Origin of the sequence: Streptomyces sp. H27-D2, from assembly GCF_035828615.1 — a bacterium.
In the GTDB taxonomy this organism is placed as follows: Bacteria; Actinomycetota; Actinomycetes; order Streptomycetales; family Streptomycetaceae; genus Streptomyces.
In genome coordinates this window covers 16,967-31,251 of sequence record NZ_JAYMZR010000085.1, presented here as the reverse complement: position 1 = coordinate 31,251, position 14,285 = coordinate 16,967, and the positions used below count along the sequence as shown (strand labels likewise).

Sequence of the window (14,285 nt, the reverse complement as noted above, 5' to 3'; positions counted from 1 at the left end):
GCAGGCGCTCCGCCAGGGCCAACGCGTCGGCCGGCTTGCCGGCCGGTGGGGCCGGGGCCTTGGAGCGGTGGTCGGGGACGCGTTCGATCACGGTGCTGCCGGATTCGGCCTCCAGGGCCGGGGCGTAGCCCGCCGTGCGGAGGGCTTTCAGCGTGTCGCTCGGGGAGTGGGCGCTGACCAGGACGGTGGGCGCGATGGCGCGCAGCCCGAGCGCGCGCAGTCCGCGGTGCGCGGCGAGTTCGCGTACGAGGGCCTCGTCGTCGGAGCGGACGCAGCAGGCGGAGCCTACGACGCGCATCCGGCCGTGCGTGCGGGCCACGTCCTTGATCAGGTAGACGAGCGGCTGGGGCAGCAGCTCCGGGGAGGGGGCAGGGGGCGGCTCCCGCGAGGCCGGGCCGACGGTCGCCACGGCGGCCAGTTCGGCCAGCAGGGCGTCCGCCTCGTGCCCCGCGTCCAGCGCTCGGCGTACGGAGGCCGGGCTGAACCGCCAGGTCACCGCGTTCCCCTCGGACTCCCGGTCCGCGGCGGCGGTGAGCAGTTCGGCGAGGCGGACGGACGGGGCGCCGGACACGACGGCGGTCAGGTCGGCCTGGAATCGGGCCCGTTCGAGGGGCTCAGGAAGCAGTGTGCGCAGGGTGGCGCGGAGCGCGGGCAGGTCGGTCAGCAGAGCGTGACCGAGCGGGGTGAGGGCGCCGTGGGCGACCACGCCCAGGTAGCCGGCCTCGTGCAGGATGTGCGCGGAACGGTCCATGGTCATCGGCCGGCCGGTGACCGCGAGCGGTCGGTGCCAGTCGGCGGTGCGGATCAGCGCCTGGAGCGAGGGGAGCCCGAGGGCGGGGTCGAGCCCGTACGATCCGGCCGGCCCACCCGAAGCGGCCGACGTGGCCGGGCTGTCCGGCCGGTCCGATCCCCCCGGCCCGTCCGACGCGGCCGACGAGTCCTGCCCGTCCGGCAGCCCGTCCGGCATCGGCAGAGCCGGGACCAGGGTGCCCGTGCCCTCGGGGAAGCCGGCGAGCGAGGCCAGCAGGGCGTGGCGCAGCGCGGGCGCGTGCCGGTCGTGGCCGCGTACGAGGGCGGTCGGCGTCTCACCGAACGCGCACCAGGTGGGGATGGCCCACAGCCCCGCCCACGCGGTGAGGACAGGGGCGAGGCGTTCGCCGGACGGCAGCGCCAGCCAGTCGTCGTAGGCGCCGGTCGGCAGCGCCGTGACGCCCGTCCGGTCGCGGCTGAGCGCGATCAGCCCCGCGGTCATGCAGACGTCGAGCAGCAGCCGGGCGCGGGGCTCGGTGGTGCCCGCCGCTTTCGCGAGCCGCCGCACCTCGCGTACGGCCGCCCCGCCCGCCTTGCGCAGCCCGGCGGGCTCCGCGGCGAGCGCCGCGAGCAGCCGGTCGAGGGTCGCCGCGAGGCCGGATACGGCGGCCCGCGTCTCCGCGCGGACCATCGCAGGACCGGCGGGTACGGAGGTGGGCGGCGGCGCGGTGGGGGCGAAAGGGCCCAGCTCCCGCGCACCGATGAGCTGCGGGATGCGGGGCGGCACGGCGATCCTGCCGTCCTCGACGGGGGCGGCCAGCGCGTCCTCGTACAGCCCCCGCAGCGCGGCGGCGGCGGCCTCGCGGACCGGGCCCGGCCCGCCGGCGCCCAGCGCCTCGTACACCTCCTCGACCGGGGCGGGGGCGGCGAGCTGCGGGAACGAGAGACGGTGGGCCACCATCGACTGATAGCCGGCTCCGGGGGCCGAGCCATGGGCGGGCTCGGCCCCGCCGGCCGTCCCGCGGCCCGTCCCGCTGCCCGGCTCGGGCATCGTCGACGGGGCGTTATCCGCCGCCGAGCGCTGCCCGATACGGGCCGCGGCCACGAGGAGTTGCAGGCGCGGCCGGTCGAGGTGCGGCAACAGCTGGTGAAGGGTGTCGTACGACCACAGGGCTGCGGCCAGGCCGCGCAGGTGGGTGGGCGCCGGCTGACGGGAGAGCGGGTCCGCGTGCCGGGTGAGGAGAGCGGCCAGCTGCTCGGGGGTGCGTTGCGCGAGTGCCTGGGTGAGTGCGTCGAGACCGTCCACCCACCGACCTTACTGGCCGCGAGCGCCCAGGCCGTCAGCGGCGGAACTCCACGGTCCGGACCCCGGCCGGGACCCGTGTCGGGCTCTCGTCCACGAGACCGACCGGTACGGCCCGGATAACCCGGATACCGGTAAACTCCGGATAAACGGACAGAAGGCCCGGAGAAAATCTCCGGGCCTTCTGTCATCAGTAGCGGGGACAGGATTTGAACCTGCGACCTCTGGGTTATGAGCCCAGCGAGCTACCGAGCTGCTCCACCCCGCGCCGCTGAACACAACACTACGGGGCCGGGGCACCAGCGCCTAATCCGTTGCGGGAAAGGAGCGGGCCCGGGGACGTAGCCTGCCCCCGAGCCCTGAGATGCCGCCCATTTGCACACGCCGGATCAGTTGAGAGCGCAGATCAGCATCATGTCGTCGTGTTCTGCCTTTGAACTACCGCGCATCGGAAAAAGAGCTGCACGGGCCGGACTTGAACCGGCATCCGATGACCAAGCCTGGCTCGGTCGGTCCGGCGATCGGCGGCGAATGCTGAGTCTGGAGCAAGAGTCTGAGATTGATCGCGGCTGCCTCTGCCAACTTGGGCTACCGCGGCGCGTCAGTGCCGCGGGGAGGAGTTGAACCTCCACTGGAACCGCGTCGTCACGACAAACTTCAGGTTCAGCTTGCGCTCCTCACGCGCCCCGTCCGCACAGCTGCGGACGAGGAGTTGATGACGCTACCCGAAGAGGTAGCCGAAGACCACGTCGCCCACCCGCTGGTCCGTGACCTCAACGGCGTTGGCCTCTTCGCGAGCGAACTTCACGGCCTGCTGAAGCTTTTCGATCCGCTCCAGCAGCTCGTTGAGCCGACGTGCGGGCAGGGCGCCGGAGAACTTGACCGTGGTCCAGTAGCCGACCGGGATGTCCTCGTAGTAGACCTCGACCTGCGCCGGGTGCTTCTCGGTGGCCTCCGCCTTGACGTGGTTGCGGGGCACCTTCTTCGTACGAACCGTACGGACGAGCTCCGTCTTCCAGGCGTCGGTCGACGGGTCGAGCACCCAGGACTCGGCGGCGTCCAGCACCGGGAGCTTGCGGATGAACGCGTTCAGATCGGTGAGCTGCTTCTCCAGAAAGAGGAGATAGGAGACCGGCACCTCGGTCAGCAGGGTGCGGCCGTCCACCGTGATGTCGGCCCGTGCTGTGCAGTTGGACCAGTCCTTGGTGGCGGTGACGTCGAAGAGCCGGGTGAGGGTCGTCGCCGTGTCACGGAGTACGTCTTCGGCCTTGACCTGGACGCGCGTGGACTCGGGCGGGAGTTGCTCACCCTCCTCGTCCTTCGGCTGGTAGGTCCTGGAGATGCCGGCGAGCAGGGCGGGCTTCTGCAACCCGTGCTGTGCTGCCGTCAGGTCCTGGTGGGACTTGGACTTGACGCCCTTTTCTACCGCGATGATCTGATTGAGTTTCGCCACAGGAAACACGCTAACAGCCGAGCATCGCCCACCCCGAATGATTATCGGCCCGCACTACCTCGGTGACGCTTCCGACCCCGGCCTCAGCTGCGCGAATTGAGCCCTCAGCAGTGCGGGTAGCCCCGCGTCGGGAAGACCGAATCCTCGAACGGCTCGGCCACCGGGTGGAATTGAACGGAGAGGTCATCGGCGCCCTCGGCGATAGCTGCCCGGCCCTCGATCTCGGACAGCGCAGGACGGCGGCAGCGCGGCGTCACCGTACCGGGCGCCGAGGAGATTGCCGCAGACCGCGCCCATCGAATCGCTGTCGCCACTGGTCGCGGGCAGCCGGGGGGAGTAAATTCGCCAGTGGGAGATGCGTCGCGATGCGCACTGGCAATGAACCTCTCAACGCGCGCAGCCCGCTGCGGCTGCGGCTGGGCCTCGCCGTGGAGGGGCTGATCACGGCCGTCGCGGGAGCGGTGATCTTCACGATCGTGGGCAGACCGGGCTGGGCGATCGCCTGCGGGATCATCGCGCTGACGGCCGCCGTGGACCTGATCATGGTCGTACGGCACCTCCGGCAGGGGCCGCACTATCAACCGGGACGGGACGTCCCGCCGTACGAACCGGACCGGGGCGGGAGGCGTTAGCCCCGGTCCGGCATGCCTCGGTCGCCCCCGCGGCGGAGCGGCGGGGTCCGTCAGCCCTCGGCGTCGAAGCCGGCAGCCTCGATGAAGTCGGGGCGCGGGTCCAGGGCTGCCGCCAGCCGGAAGTGGCGGGTGGCCTCGTTCGGGCGGCTGGCTCGTTCGAGGGTGCGGGCCAGGGCGAAGTGGGCGAAGGCGTTGTCCGGTTCGCGTTCCAGGACCAGCTGGAACTCCAGCTCGGCCGGACGGAGTCGAGCCGCCGCGAAGAAGGCGCGAGCACGCAGGAGACGGGCGGCGGTGTTCTCCGGGTGGGCCGTGATGACCGGGTCCAGCAGCTTGACGGCGCCCTGCGGATCGCGGGCCGCCAGCAGCTGTTCCGCGGCGCGGTAGTCGATGACGAGGGTCGCGGGCGTGGGCTGGGGCACGATGGCTCCTTCCCCGGCGCGGTCGGCCACGGGTGGCTGTGACCGGATGAGACGCGCTGCCGGTATCCGTGTGCAACAGCGGCACGCGGCGGCACATTCCTGTGTGCCGGGGGGCGAGGCGCGCGGAGCACACGACGGTCGCGGAGCCGCCGGACGCCGGGATCGGAGCGGTCGCGAAGCCGCCGGACGCCAGGACCGGAGCCCGCTCGGGGCGGCCCTGGAGCCGTAGCTGCGCGATGCCCCCGGGGGGCGGATGACACCTCGGGGCCACAGTCGGGGCCACGCCCCAGAGCCGCGAGCCGGAGCCCCCCGCACACCCTCGGGGTGCGTCACCTGCCCCCGGACGCGTCACATGCTGATGTGGTACGCCTTGCGCAGCGTCTGGTGGATCGTCCAGCGGGTCTGGTCGCCCTCGCGCAGCACGCACGCGCTGCCCGGGCCCACCTCCAGCGTCGCCCCGCCGTCGACCTCGATCGTCGCGCGGCCGCTGATCACCACGAACAGCTCGTTCGCCTCGGTGTCGGTCACCACGCCCGGAGTGATCTGCCAGATGCCGCGGACCTGCTTGCCGTCGCCGGATTCCCACAGCACCTTGCCGGTGACCACCGGGTTTCCGGACACCACCTGGGCGGGATCGAGCGGCTCCGGCTCCAGCGCGGCGTCGGGAATGCTCGGGAGGTCGATCGCGAATGAGGGAGCGTTGTGATCTTTAGCCGTCATGGCCGGTCAGAGTACCGGCAGTCCGCCGGCGCGTTTCGCCCGACCCGGTGCCAGGCCACCGGCCGACGCTCCGGGCCTGCTCAGCGAGGGGGCGTGCGGGGCGGGTCGTGCGCCTGACCGTGCGGCTCACGCGCTCCGCTCGCGCAGCCGCTTCCAGACCTCACGGACCTGGGGCTCCAGGTCGGACAGCGGGCCGTCGTTGTCGATGACGACGTCGGCCACCGCGAGCCGCTGCTCACGGGTCGCCTGGGCCGCCATCCGGGCGCGCGCCGCCGACTCCGTCATGCCGCGCAGCCTCACCAAGCGGTCGAGCTGGGTTCCGGTGGCCGCGTCGACGACCACGACCAGGTCGTAGAGGGAGGCCAAGCCGTTCTCGGCGAGCAACGGTACATCGTGGACGATGATCGAATCCGGGTCCGCCGCCGCTTCCAGCTCGGCGGAGCGCGCGCCGACCAGGGGATGAACGATCGTGTTCAGGGCGGCGAGCCGGTCCGGGTCGGCGAAGACGATCGCGCCCAGCCGGGGCCGGTCCAGGGTGCCGTCGGGCGAGAGGATCTCCGGGCCGAACTCGGCCACCACCGCCGCGAGCCCCGGCGTTCCCGGCGCCACGACCTCGCGCGCGATCCTGTCCGCGTCCACCACGACCGCCCCGTACTCGGACAGCAGCCGCGACACCGCGCTCTTGCCCGCGCCGATGCCTCCGGTCAGACCTACGGAGAGCATGGCCACGCCTCCATTCACTGGGGGGTTGCTGAGATCCGGCGGCGGGACCGGGGAAACGATTCCGCCGGGCGCTCACGCTACCGGATCACTCGCGCAGCCCGCCGAGGACCGCGACACCCCTCAACCGTTTCGGCAGTCGGCAGCAGCGGGTGGCCGGCGCGCGTTCCCACGCCCCGCTCTCGCCCTCATACCCCGCTCGCGCCTCACGCCCCGCTCTCGCCCTCCCGCTCCGCGAGGAACCGTTCCAGCTCGCGTCCCAGCTCGTCGGCCGAGGGGAGATCCACCGGCTCGGCGACCAGGTTGCCGCGCGTCTCACCGCCGGCCATGGCGTCGTACTGGTGCTCAAGCCCGCTCACCAACGCCACGAGTTCCTCGTCGCCCTCCGAGATCTGCCGCTCGATCTCGGTCTGGGTCTTGAGCGCCTCGGTGCGCAGCGAGTGCGCCACCCCGGGCAGGACCAGGCCCGTCGCGGCGGTGACCGCTTCCAGGGCCGTCAACGCGGCGTCGGGGTACGCGGACCGGGCGACGTAGTGCGGGACATGCGCCCCGACGCCCAGGACGTCGTGTCCGGCCTCGGAGAGGCGCAGCTCGACCAGGCCCTCGGCGCTGCCGGGAACCTGCGCCTCGTCGAAGAAGCTGCGGTGTCCCGGCATCAGGTCGACGCGGTTGCCGTGCGGGGTGATGCCGACCGGGCGGGTGTGCGGCACGCCCATGGGGATGCCGTGGAAGTTCACCGCGAGCCGTACGCCGAGGCGCTCGACGATCTGCCGTACGGCCGCCGCGAAGTGTTCCCACTCGACGTCGGGCTCGGGGCCGGCGAGCAGCAGGAAGGGGGCGGCTGTGGCGTCGCGCACCAGGTGCAGTTCGATCTTGGGCGCTTCGTAGCCGGTCCAGCGGTCCCGCTGGAAGGTGAGCAGCGGACGGCGGGCCCGGTAGTCGACGAGGCGGTCGTGGTCGAAGCGCGCGACGACCTCGTGCGGCAGGCCGTCGAGCAGTCGCTCCACGATCTGGTCACCGGTCTCGCCGGCGTCGATGTAACCGTCGAAGTGGTACAGCAGTACCAGCCCGGCCGAGTCGCCGGATCCGGCCGCGTCGACCGCGGCGAGCCCACTCGGCTCCCATTCATACAATCCTTGCGGATCCAACACTGTGACCACGCCTCCTCGTTCTCGTGGTGGCCAACGCGTGTTCCGGGCCGCGCATTCCCCCGAGGAGCCGGAAGGCCCACAGCCTTGACGTGCCCACGCAGAGCCCTTAGCTTCACCACCACCCAGCTGTTCACGTAAGCGCCCGGCATTCATGTATGAGAACCCAGGAATCTCAACAGGAAGGCACCCCGCATGCGCACCCGCACCCCCCTTCTCGTAGCCGCCCCGCTGACCGCCGCGCTCGGCGCGCTCCTCCTCAGCGGCACCCTCGCCGGCGCCGCCGCCAGCTCCGGCAGCTCGACCGCGGCCGTGATCCAGGTGTCCACCGCCGCGCAGCTCAAGAGCGCGCTGAGCGCCGCCGAGCCCGGCGACACGATCCAGCTCGCCGACGGGACGTACAGCGGCAACTTCAAGACCACCGTCGCGGGCAGCTCCTCCGCCCGGATCACCCTCACCGGTTCGTCCAAAGCGATACTCACCGCGGGCGGCGGCTACGGACTGCACCTCAACGGGGCCTCGTACTGGACGGTCAAGGGCGTCACCGTGGCCGGCGGCCAGAAAGGGATCATGCTCGACGGCGCGAAGAACGTCGTCATCGACTCCGTCGTCGTGCGCGGCCTCGACATGGAGGGCGTGCACTTCCGCAAGTCCAGCGCCAACGGCGTCATCAAGAACTCGAAGATCTACGACACCGGGAACGACGACAGCGGCATGGGCGAGGGCGTGTACGTCGGCACCGCCAACACCCTCTCCGACAAGAGCGACAACGTGCGGATCCTCAACAACACCATCGGCCCGGACGTCGGCGGCGAGGCCGTCGACATCAAGGAGGGCACCACCGGCGGTCTGGTCTCCGGCAACACCTTCGACGGCAAGGGCCAGACGGGCGTGCACTTCGACGACTCCTGGATCGACGTCAAGGGCAACCGCTACGTCATCGAGAACAACACCGGCAAGAACACCCTCAACAACGGCTACGAGGTGCACACCCAGGACCCGGGCTGGGGCTGCGACACCGTCTTCCGCGGCAACCGCTCCGACCTGAACGGCGCGTCCGGCTCCGGGCGCTACGCGATCAACGTCTTCAACTACAGCTCGTCCTGTAAAACGACCGTCAGCAGCAGCAACACCGTCAGCGGCGGCAAGGGCCTGGTCAACCCGGGCGTCCCGGTGGGATGACCGGCCCGCGATGTGGGTGAACGACCCTCCCGCCGACCCGCCCGCAGCGATACCGGCAGCCGCGTGAGCCGCGGCACCGGACATGCGTGAGGCCCGCCCCCCATCGGGGAGCGGGCCTCACGTTTCGTCAGCTAGCGCCGACTATCGCAGTTCAGCGAGATCAGCTCTGGCCGCCGGCCAGCTTCTCGCGAAGCGCGGCGAGCGCCTCGTCCGACGCCAGGGCGCCGGAGTTGTCGTCCGACTCCGAGGAGTACGACGAACCGCCGCCACCGGCGTTGCCGCCGCTGGTGGAAGAGGACGACGAGGAGGAGGAAGCGGAGCTGCTGGAGCCCGCCGCCGGCGCCGCGACACCCTCGGCTTCGGCCTTCTCGTCCGCTTCGCGGGACTTGATGACCTGAGCCTGGTGCTGCTCGAAGCGGGTCTGGGCCGTGGCGTACTGGCCTTCCCACGCCTCGCGCTGGGTGTCGAAGCCCTCGAGCCAGTCGTTGGCCTCCGGGTCGAAGCCCTCGGGGTAGATGTAGTTCCCCTGGTCGTCGTAGGACGCGGCCATGCCGTACAGGGTCGGGTCGAACTCGACCACGGACGGGTCGCTGCCGAAGGCCTCGTTGGCCTGCTTCAGCGACAGGCTGATACGACGACGCTCAAGGTCGATGTCGATGACCTTGACGAAGATCTCGTCGTTGACCTGGACGACCTGCTCCGGGATCTCCACGTGGCGCTCGGCCAGCTCGGAGATGTGCACCAGGCCCTCGATGCCCTCGTCGACGCGAACGAACGCGCCGAACGGGACGAGCTTGGTGACCTTACCGGGAACAACCTGCCCGATCTGGTGCGTCCGGGCGAACTGCTGCCACGGGTCTTCCTGCGTCGCCTTGAGGGACAGCGAGACGCGCTCGCGGTCCATGTCCACGTCGAGAACCTCGACGGTGACTTCCTGGCCGACCTCGACAACCTCGGACGGGTGGTCGATGTGCTTCCAGGACAGCTCGGAGACGTGGACGAGACCGTCGACGCCGCCGAGGTCCACGAACGCGCCGAAGTTGACGATCGAGGAAACGACGCCGGAGCGAACCTGGCCCTTCTGCAGGGTCGTGAGGAACGTCTGGCGGACCTCGCTCTGGGTCTGCTCGAGCCAGGCACGGCGGGACAGGACCACGTTGTTGCGGTTCTTGTCCAGCTCGATGATCTTGGCCTCGAGCTCCTTGCCCACGTAAGGCTGGAGGTCGCGGACACGACGCATCTCGACGAGCGAGGCGGGGAGGAAGCCGCGGAGGCCGATGTCGAGGATGAGACCACCCTTGACGACCTCGATGACGGTACCGGTGACGATCCCGTCCTCTTCCTTGATCTTCTCGATGGTGCCCCAAGCGCGCTCGTACTGAGCGCGCTTCTTCGAGAGGATCAGGCGGCCTTCCTTGTCCTCCTTCTGGAGAACCAGGGCCTCGATCTCATCGCCGACCTTGACGACCTCATTGGGGTCGACGTCGTGCTTGATCGAAAGCTCGCGGGAGGGGATAACGCCTTCGGTCTTGTAACCGATGTCGAGCAGGACCTCGTCCCGGTCGACCTTCACGATCACGCCGTCGACGATGTCGCCGTCATTGAAGTACTTGATCGTCGCATCAATAGCCGCGAGGAAGTCTTCCTCGGAGCCGATGTCGTTGACCGCCACCTGCGGGGTGGTGTGGATTGCCTCGGTGCTGCTCGTCATGTGGGTAAGGGCTCCGGTACGGACAGTGAGTCGTAGGTACTGCTACGCCGCGAACCGGTGTCGCACTGCCGAAGCCGGACCGCTTGAGAGGTGTGCTCCCAGCGAGTTCCTCAAGAAGGCGTATTCCTCCACAGAACTCGCAGGCACCTCTATAACCGAGGGGGCGTACAACAGATACGAGCGCGACCTGCTCCGTCTGAGGTGCGCAGGCCCGCAGCGCAACTTGTAGCATACGGGGGCAGCCGGGCACGGTCAATGCGCTAAGAGTGCACCTGGGGCTAACCACCCCATACTGGTCCATGCCGCGACGGGGTTGACACCCGTCCCCGCAGCCACAGTCGATACAGAGAGTACGACGGCTCCTCACATGAACCAAGCGAACAATCCGATAGGACCCGTACGGCCCGGCGCGCACGCCGAGGACTCCATCTCGTACGAACCCACCGCGACCAGACGCGACGCGGACCGGTCGGAGAGCAGCCGGGCCAGCCGGGGCTGGTGGGACAGCAACGCCGACGACTACCAGGACGACCACGGCGGCTTCCTGGGCGACGACCGCTTCGTGTGGGGCCCGGAAGGGATCGACGAGGAGGACGCCCAATGGCTCGGGCCGGCCGCCGGGCTCAAGGGCCTGGACGTACTGGAGATCGGCGCGGGCGCCGCGCAGTGCTCCCGCTGGCTCGCCGCCCAGGGCGCGCGGCCCGTCGCCCTCGACCTCTCGCACCGCCAGCTCCAGCACGCGCTGCGGATCGGCGCCGACTTCCCCGTCGTCCAGGCCGACGCCGGGGTGCTGCCCTTCGCCGACGCCTCCTTCGACCTCGCGTGCTCGGCCTACGGCGCGGTCCCCTTCGTCGCCGACCCCGTGCACGTCATGAGCGAGGTCTTCCGGGTGCTGCGGCCGGGCGGCCGCTGGATCTTCTCGTGCACCCACCCGATGCGCTGGGCGTTCCCCGACGAGCCCGGGCCCGAGGGCCTGTCGATCTCGGCCTCCTACTTCGACCGCACCCCTTATGTGGAACAGGACGAGTCCGGCGACGCCGTCTACGTGGAGCACCACCGCACCCTCGGCGACCGGGTGCGCGACGTCGTCAAGGGCGGCTTCCGGCTGGTCGACCTCATCGAGCCGGAGTGGCCCGAGTGGAACCATCAGGAGTGGGGCGGCTGGTCCCCGCTGCGCGGGCGGCTGATCCCGGGCACGGCGATCTTCGTCTGCGAGCGCGACTGACGGGTGCGGTGCGGCCGGGGCGCGCGGCTGACGGCTCCCTGCGCGGGCGCGCAGGGGAGCGCGCCTGACGGCTGCCTCACGCGGGCGCGCGCGGGACAAGCATAGGGAGCAGACAGGCGACGGCACGCCCCCGGAACGCTGCGAGGATGACCGGATGACCATCCGCTCCGACGCCCTCGACCAGCTGCCCGTACGAACCGCCCTGCCCGCGCTGCGCCGGGCGCTGGACGAGCGTGGGACGGCGGTGCTGTGCGCGCCGCCCGGCACCGGCAAGACCACCCTGGTCCCGCTGGTGCTCGCCGGTCTGCTGGACGACGGCTCGCCGCCGGCCCGGGTGCTGGTCGCGGAGCCGCGGCGGATCGCGGCGCGGGCCGCCGCCCGGCGGATGGCCTGGCTGCTCGGCGAGGAGGTCGGCGGGTCGGTCGGCTTCACCGTGCGCGGCGAGCGGAAGGTCGGCCGCCGGACCGTCATCGAGGTGGTGACCACCGGCGTGCTGCTCCAGCGCCTGCAACGCGACCAGGAGCTGGCCGGGGTCGACGTCGTCATCCTCGACGAATGCCACGAGCGGCACCTCGACGCCGACACGGCCGCCGCCTTCCTACTGGACGTACGCGCCACCCTGCGCCCCGAATTGCGGCTGGTGGCCGCCTCGGCGACGACGGACGCGGCGGGCTGGGCGCGGCTGCTCGGCGGGAACGGGAGCGATGAAGACGGAGAGAACGGGGAGGACGGGGAGGCAGCCCCCGCCCCGACGGTGGAGGCGCAGGGCATCGCCTACCCGGTGGACGTCGTGTGGGCGCCGCCGCCGAAGCCGGTCAGGCCGCCGCACGGGATGCGGGTGGACCCCGCGCTGCTCCAGCACGTCACGGCTGTCGTGGGCCGGGCGCTGCGCGAGCGGGAGGGCGACGTGCTGTGCTTTCTGCCCGGCGTCGGCGAGATCTCCCGGGTCGCCGGCCAACTCGCCGGGCTGTCGGCGGAATCGTCCGGCGGGAGCGCCGTCGAGATCCTCCAGGTGCACGGCCGCGCGCCGGCCGCCGTCCAGGACGCGGTCCTCACGGGCGGCGCCGGGCGCCGGGTGGTGCTGGCCACCTCGGTCGCCGAGTCGAGCCTGACCGTGCCGGGCGTACGCGTCGTGGTCGACGCCGGGCTGGCCCGCGAGCCGCGCACGGACCACGCGCGCGGGCTCAGCGCGCTGACGACCGTACGGGCCTCGCACGCCGCGTCGCGGCAGCGCGCGGGACGGGCCGGGCGCGAGGCGCCGGGCACCGTCTACCGCTGCTGGACCCAGGGCGAGGACGCCCGGCTGCCGCGCTGGCCCGCCCCGGAGATCACCGTCGCGGACCTGGCCGCCTTCGCGCTCCAGGCCGCCTGCTGGGGCGATCCGCAGGCTTCCGGGCTCGCCCTGCTCGACCCGCCGCCGGCCGGGGCGATGGCCGCCGCCCGCGAGGTGCTGCTCGCGATCGGCGCGGTCGACGCCGACGGCCGGGCGAGCGCACGGGGCGTACGGATGGCCCGGCTCGGCCTGCACCCCCGGCTCGCGCGGGCGCTGTTGGACGGCGCGCGCGCGGCAGATCGGCGCACGCCGGGCGGCCGTGGTCGGCGCACTGCTCTCGGAGGAGCCCCCGCGCGACTACGGGGACGACCTCGCCGCCGCCTGGCGCACCGCCCGGCGCGGCGGCGACGGCTACGCGGCGCGTTGGCGCCGGGAGGCGCGGCGGTTGGAGGGCGGGCTGGACGGCGGGGTGGCGCGCGGGTCGGACCGGGGGTCGGACCGCGCGGGGTCGGGCGGATCGGGTTCGGCGCCGCAGGGTGCGCAGCGGTCCGGTGCGGGCGCCGGCTCCGGTGCGGGCGCCGGCTCCGGTGCGGGCGCCGGCTCCGGTGCGGGCGCCGGCTCCGGTGCGGGCGCCGGCTCCGGTGCGGGCGCCGGCTCCGGCTCGGACTCGGGCTCCGGCGCGCTGACCGACGACGCCGCCGCTGGTCTCGTCGCCGCGCTCGCCTTCCCGGAGCGGGTGGCGCGCGGGCGGGGCGAGGGCGCGTATCTGATGGTGTCGGGAACGGGCGCGGGGCTGGGGGAGGGCTCGCGGCTGCGCAGCGCGGCCTGGCTCGCGGTCGCGGTCGCGGACCGGCCGGTGACGGCCGCTTCGGCGCGGGTGCGGCTGGCCGCGGTGATCGACGAGGGCACGGCCCGCGCGGCGGCCGGCGCGCTGTACTTCTCCGGCGAGGAGGTCCGCTGGTCGGACGAACGCCGGGACGTGGTGGCGCGGAGCGTGCAGCGGCTGGGTGCGGTCGAGTTGGCGTCGCGCCCGCTGACCTCGCCGGACCGGGCGTTGGTGCGGGCCGCGGTGCTGGACGGGCTGCGCCGCGAGGGGGTGGGGCTGTTGCGCTGGTCGCGGGACGCGACGGAGCTGCGGCAGCGGATGGCCTTCCTGCACCGGGAGCTGGGCGAGCCGTGGCCGGACGTCTCGGACGCGGCGCTGCTGGAGCGCACGGACGAGTGGCTGGGCGCTGAGCTGGGGCGCGCGCGCAAGCGGGCCGATCTGGAGCGGGTGGCGGCGGGCCAGGCGCTGGCCCGGCTGCTGCCGTGGGCGGGCGGGCACGCCTCGCGCTTCGACGAGCTGGCGCCGGAGCGGATCGAGGTGCCCACCGGGTCCAGGATCAGGGTGGACTACAGCGTCGAGCAGCCGGTGCTCGCCGTGAAGCTCCAGGAGCTGTTCGGCTGGCAGGAGACGCCCCGGATCGCGGGCGGCCGGGTGCCGCTGCTGGTGCACCTGCTCTCGCCGGCCGGGCAGCCCGCGGCGGTCACCGCCGATCTGGCCTCGTTCTGGCGGGAGGGGTACCGCTCCGTACGCGCCGAGCTGCGCGGGCGCTACCCGAAGCACCCCTGGCCGGAGGACCCGGCGGCGGCCGCGCCGACGCGGTACACGACGGCACGGCTGAAGCGGGGTTGACCGCACCGGGCGGGCGCGGCGTCCCCCGTACGGTGCTGGGCCCGTACGGTGCCGGACCCGCCCTGCCGGACTGT

General features: G+C 72.3%; 11 protein-coding genes, 1 tRNA gene and 1 pseudogene. 4 read left to right on the top strand and 9 right to left on the bottom strand.

The window, feature by feature from the left end; translation table 11 throughout:
• From QMK28_RS26520 to QMK28_RS34385, 4 genes are all read right to left on the bottom strand, one after another.
• The coding region (locus tag QMK28_RS26520) for a helicase-associated domain-containing protein (protein WP_326442113.1) at positions 1 to 2,056 on the bottom strand (2,056 nt) is incomplete at its 3' end.
• A gap of 191 nt (positions 2,057 to 2,247) precedes the next feature.
• A tRNA-Met gene (locus tag QMK28_RS26515) sits at positions 2,248 to 2,321 on the bottom strand.
• Between the two features lie 453 nt (positions 2,322 to 2,774).
• Complete coding sequence (locus QMK28_RS26510) at positions 2,775 to 3,506, bottom strand: DUF7873 family protein (RefSeq protein ID WP_326442112.1); 732 nt, start codon at positions 3,504 to 3,506, stop codon at positions 2,775 to 2,777.
• Positions 3,507 to 3,689: 183 nt separating this feature from the next.
• The gene (locus tag QMK28_RS34385; RefSeq protein WP_443050830.1) at positions 3,690 to 3,803 is read right to left on the bottom strand and encodes a hypothetical protein; all 114 of its coding nucleotides are present in this window, start codon (positions 3,801 to 3,803) and stop codon (positions 3,690 to 3,692) included.
• 68 nt (positions 3,804 to 3,871) lie between these two features.
• Between QMK28_RS34385 and QMK28_RS26500 the strand changes: the two genes are divergently transcribed.
• Positions 3,872 to 4,138, top strand: coding sequence for a DUF6343 family protein (locus QMK28_RS26500; protein ID WP_326442111.1), 267 nt, complete (start codon positions 3,872 to 3,874; stop codon positions 4,136 to 4,138).
• Positions 4,139 to 4,188: 50 nt separating this feature from the next.
• On the opposite strand, the gene QMK28_RS26495 is transcribed toward QMK28_RS26500, so the two are convergent.
• The 4 genes from QMK28_RS26495 to QMK28_RS26480 all read right to left on the bottom strand — a co-directional run bounded on the left by QMK28_RS26495 (position 4,189) and on the right by QMK28_RS26480 (position 7,148).
• On the bottom strand, positions 4,189 to 4,557 hold the full coding sequence (locus QMK28_RS26495; protein ID WP_326442110.1) for a tetratricopeptide repeat protein: 369 nt from the start codon (positions 4,555 to 4,557) through the stop codon (positions 4,189 to 4,191).
• 348 nt (positions 4,558 to 4,905) lie between these two features.
• Positions 4,906 to 5,277, bottom strand: coding sequence for a cupin domain-containing protein (locus QMK28_RS26490; RefSeq protein ID WP_326442109.1), 372 nt, complete (start codon positions 5,275 to 5,277; stop codon positions 4,906 to 4,908).
• 126 nt (positions 5,278 to 5,403) lie between these two features.
• On the bottom strand, positions 5,404 to 6,000 hold the full coding sequence (coaE, locus tag QMK28_RS26485) for a dephospho-CoA kinase (protein ID WP_326442108.1): 597 nt from the start codon (positions 5,998 to 6,000) through the stop codon (positions 5,404 to 5,406).
• 203 nt (positions 6,001 to 6,203) lie between these two features.
• Positions 6,204 to 7,148: a PAC2 family protein gene (locus tag QMK28_RS26480; protein ID WP_326442107.1), complete on the bottom strand. Its 945-nt coding sequence runs from the start codon at positions 7,146 to 7,148 to the stop codon at positions 6,204 to 6,206.
• A 192-nt stretch (positions 7,149 to 7,340) separates the two neighbouring features.
• Between QMK28_RS26480 and QMK28_RS26475 the strand changes: the two genes are divergently transcribed.
• On the top strand, positions 7,341 to 8,327 hold the full coding sequence (locus tag QMK28_RS26475; RefSeq protein WP_326442106.1) for a right-handed parallel beta-helix repeat-containing protein: 987 nt from the start codon (positions 7,341 to 7,343) through the stop codon (positions 8,325 to 8,327).
• A 160-nt stretch (positions 8,328 to 8,487) separates the two neighbouring features.
• Here the strand turns inward: QMK28_RS26475 and rpsA are convergent, their stop codons facing one another.
• Positions 8,488 to 10,038 (bottom strand): 30S ribosomal protein S1, encoded by a 1,551-nt coding sequence (gene rpsA / locus QMK28_RS26470; protein ID WP_326442105.1) that lies wholly within the window; start codon positions 10,036 to 10,038, stop codon positions 8,488 to 8,490.
• A 367-nt stretch (positions 10,039 to 10,405) separates the two neighbouring features.
• On the opposite strand from rpsA, the gene QMK28_RS26465 reads away from it, so the two are divergent.
• Both QMK28_RS26465 and QMK28_RS26460 read left to right on the top strand, forming a co-directional pair.
• Positions 10,406 to 11,263: a class I SAM-dependent methyltransferase gene (locus tag QMK28_RS26465; RefSeq protein ID WP_326442104.1), complete on the top strand. Its 858-nt coding sequence runs from the start codon at positions 10,406 to 10,408 to the stop codon at positions 11,261 to 11,263.
• 154 nt (positions 11,264 to 11,417) lie between these two features.
• Positions 11,418 to 14,211 (top strand): annotated as a pseudogene (locus QMK28_RS26460) (ATP-dependent RNA helicase).
• Positions 14,212 to 14,285 lie beyond the last annotated feature (74 nt).

What these genes read in the sequence shown, in the direction of transcription:
- QMK28_RS26500 (WP_326442111.1), top strand. Translation starts at nt 3,872, where the DNA reads ATGCGCACTGGCAATGAACCTCTCAACGCGCGCAGCCCGCTGCGGCTG.
- rpsA (WP_326442105.1), bottom strand. Translation starts at nt 10,038, where the DNA reads ATGACGAGCAGCACCGAGGCAATCCACACCACCCCGCAGGTGGCGGTC.
- QMK28_RS26475 (WP_326442106.1), top strand. Translation starts at nt 7,341, where the DNA reads ATGCGCACCCGCACCCCCCTTCTCGTAGCCGCCCCGCTGACCGCCGCG.
- coaE (WP_326442108.1), bottom strand. Translation starts at nt 6,000, where the DNA reads ATGCTCTCCGTAGGTCTGACCGGAGGCATCGGCGCGGGCAAGAGCGCG.
- QMK28_RS34385 (WP_443050830.1), bottom strand. Translation starts at nt 3,803, where the DNA reads ATGGGCGCGGTCTGCGGCAATCTCCTCGGCGCCCGGTACGGTGACGCC.
- QMK28_RS26490 (WP_326442109.1), bottom strand. Translation starts at nt 5,277, where the DNA reads ATGACGGCTAAAGATCACAACGCTCCCTCATTCGCGATCGACCTCCCG.
- QMK28_RS26465 (WP_326442104.1), top strand. Translation starts at nt 10,406, where the DNA reads ATGAACCAAGCGAACAATCCGATAGGACCCGTACGGCCCGGCGCGCAC.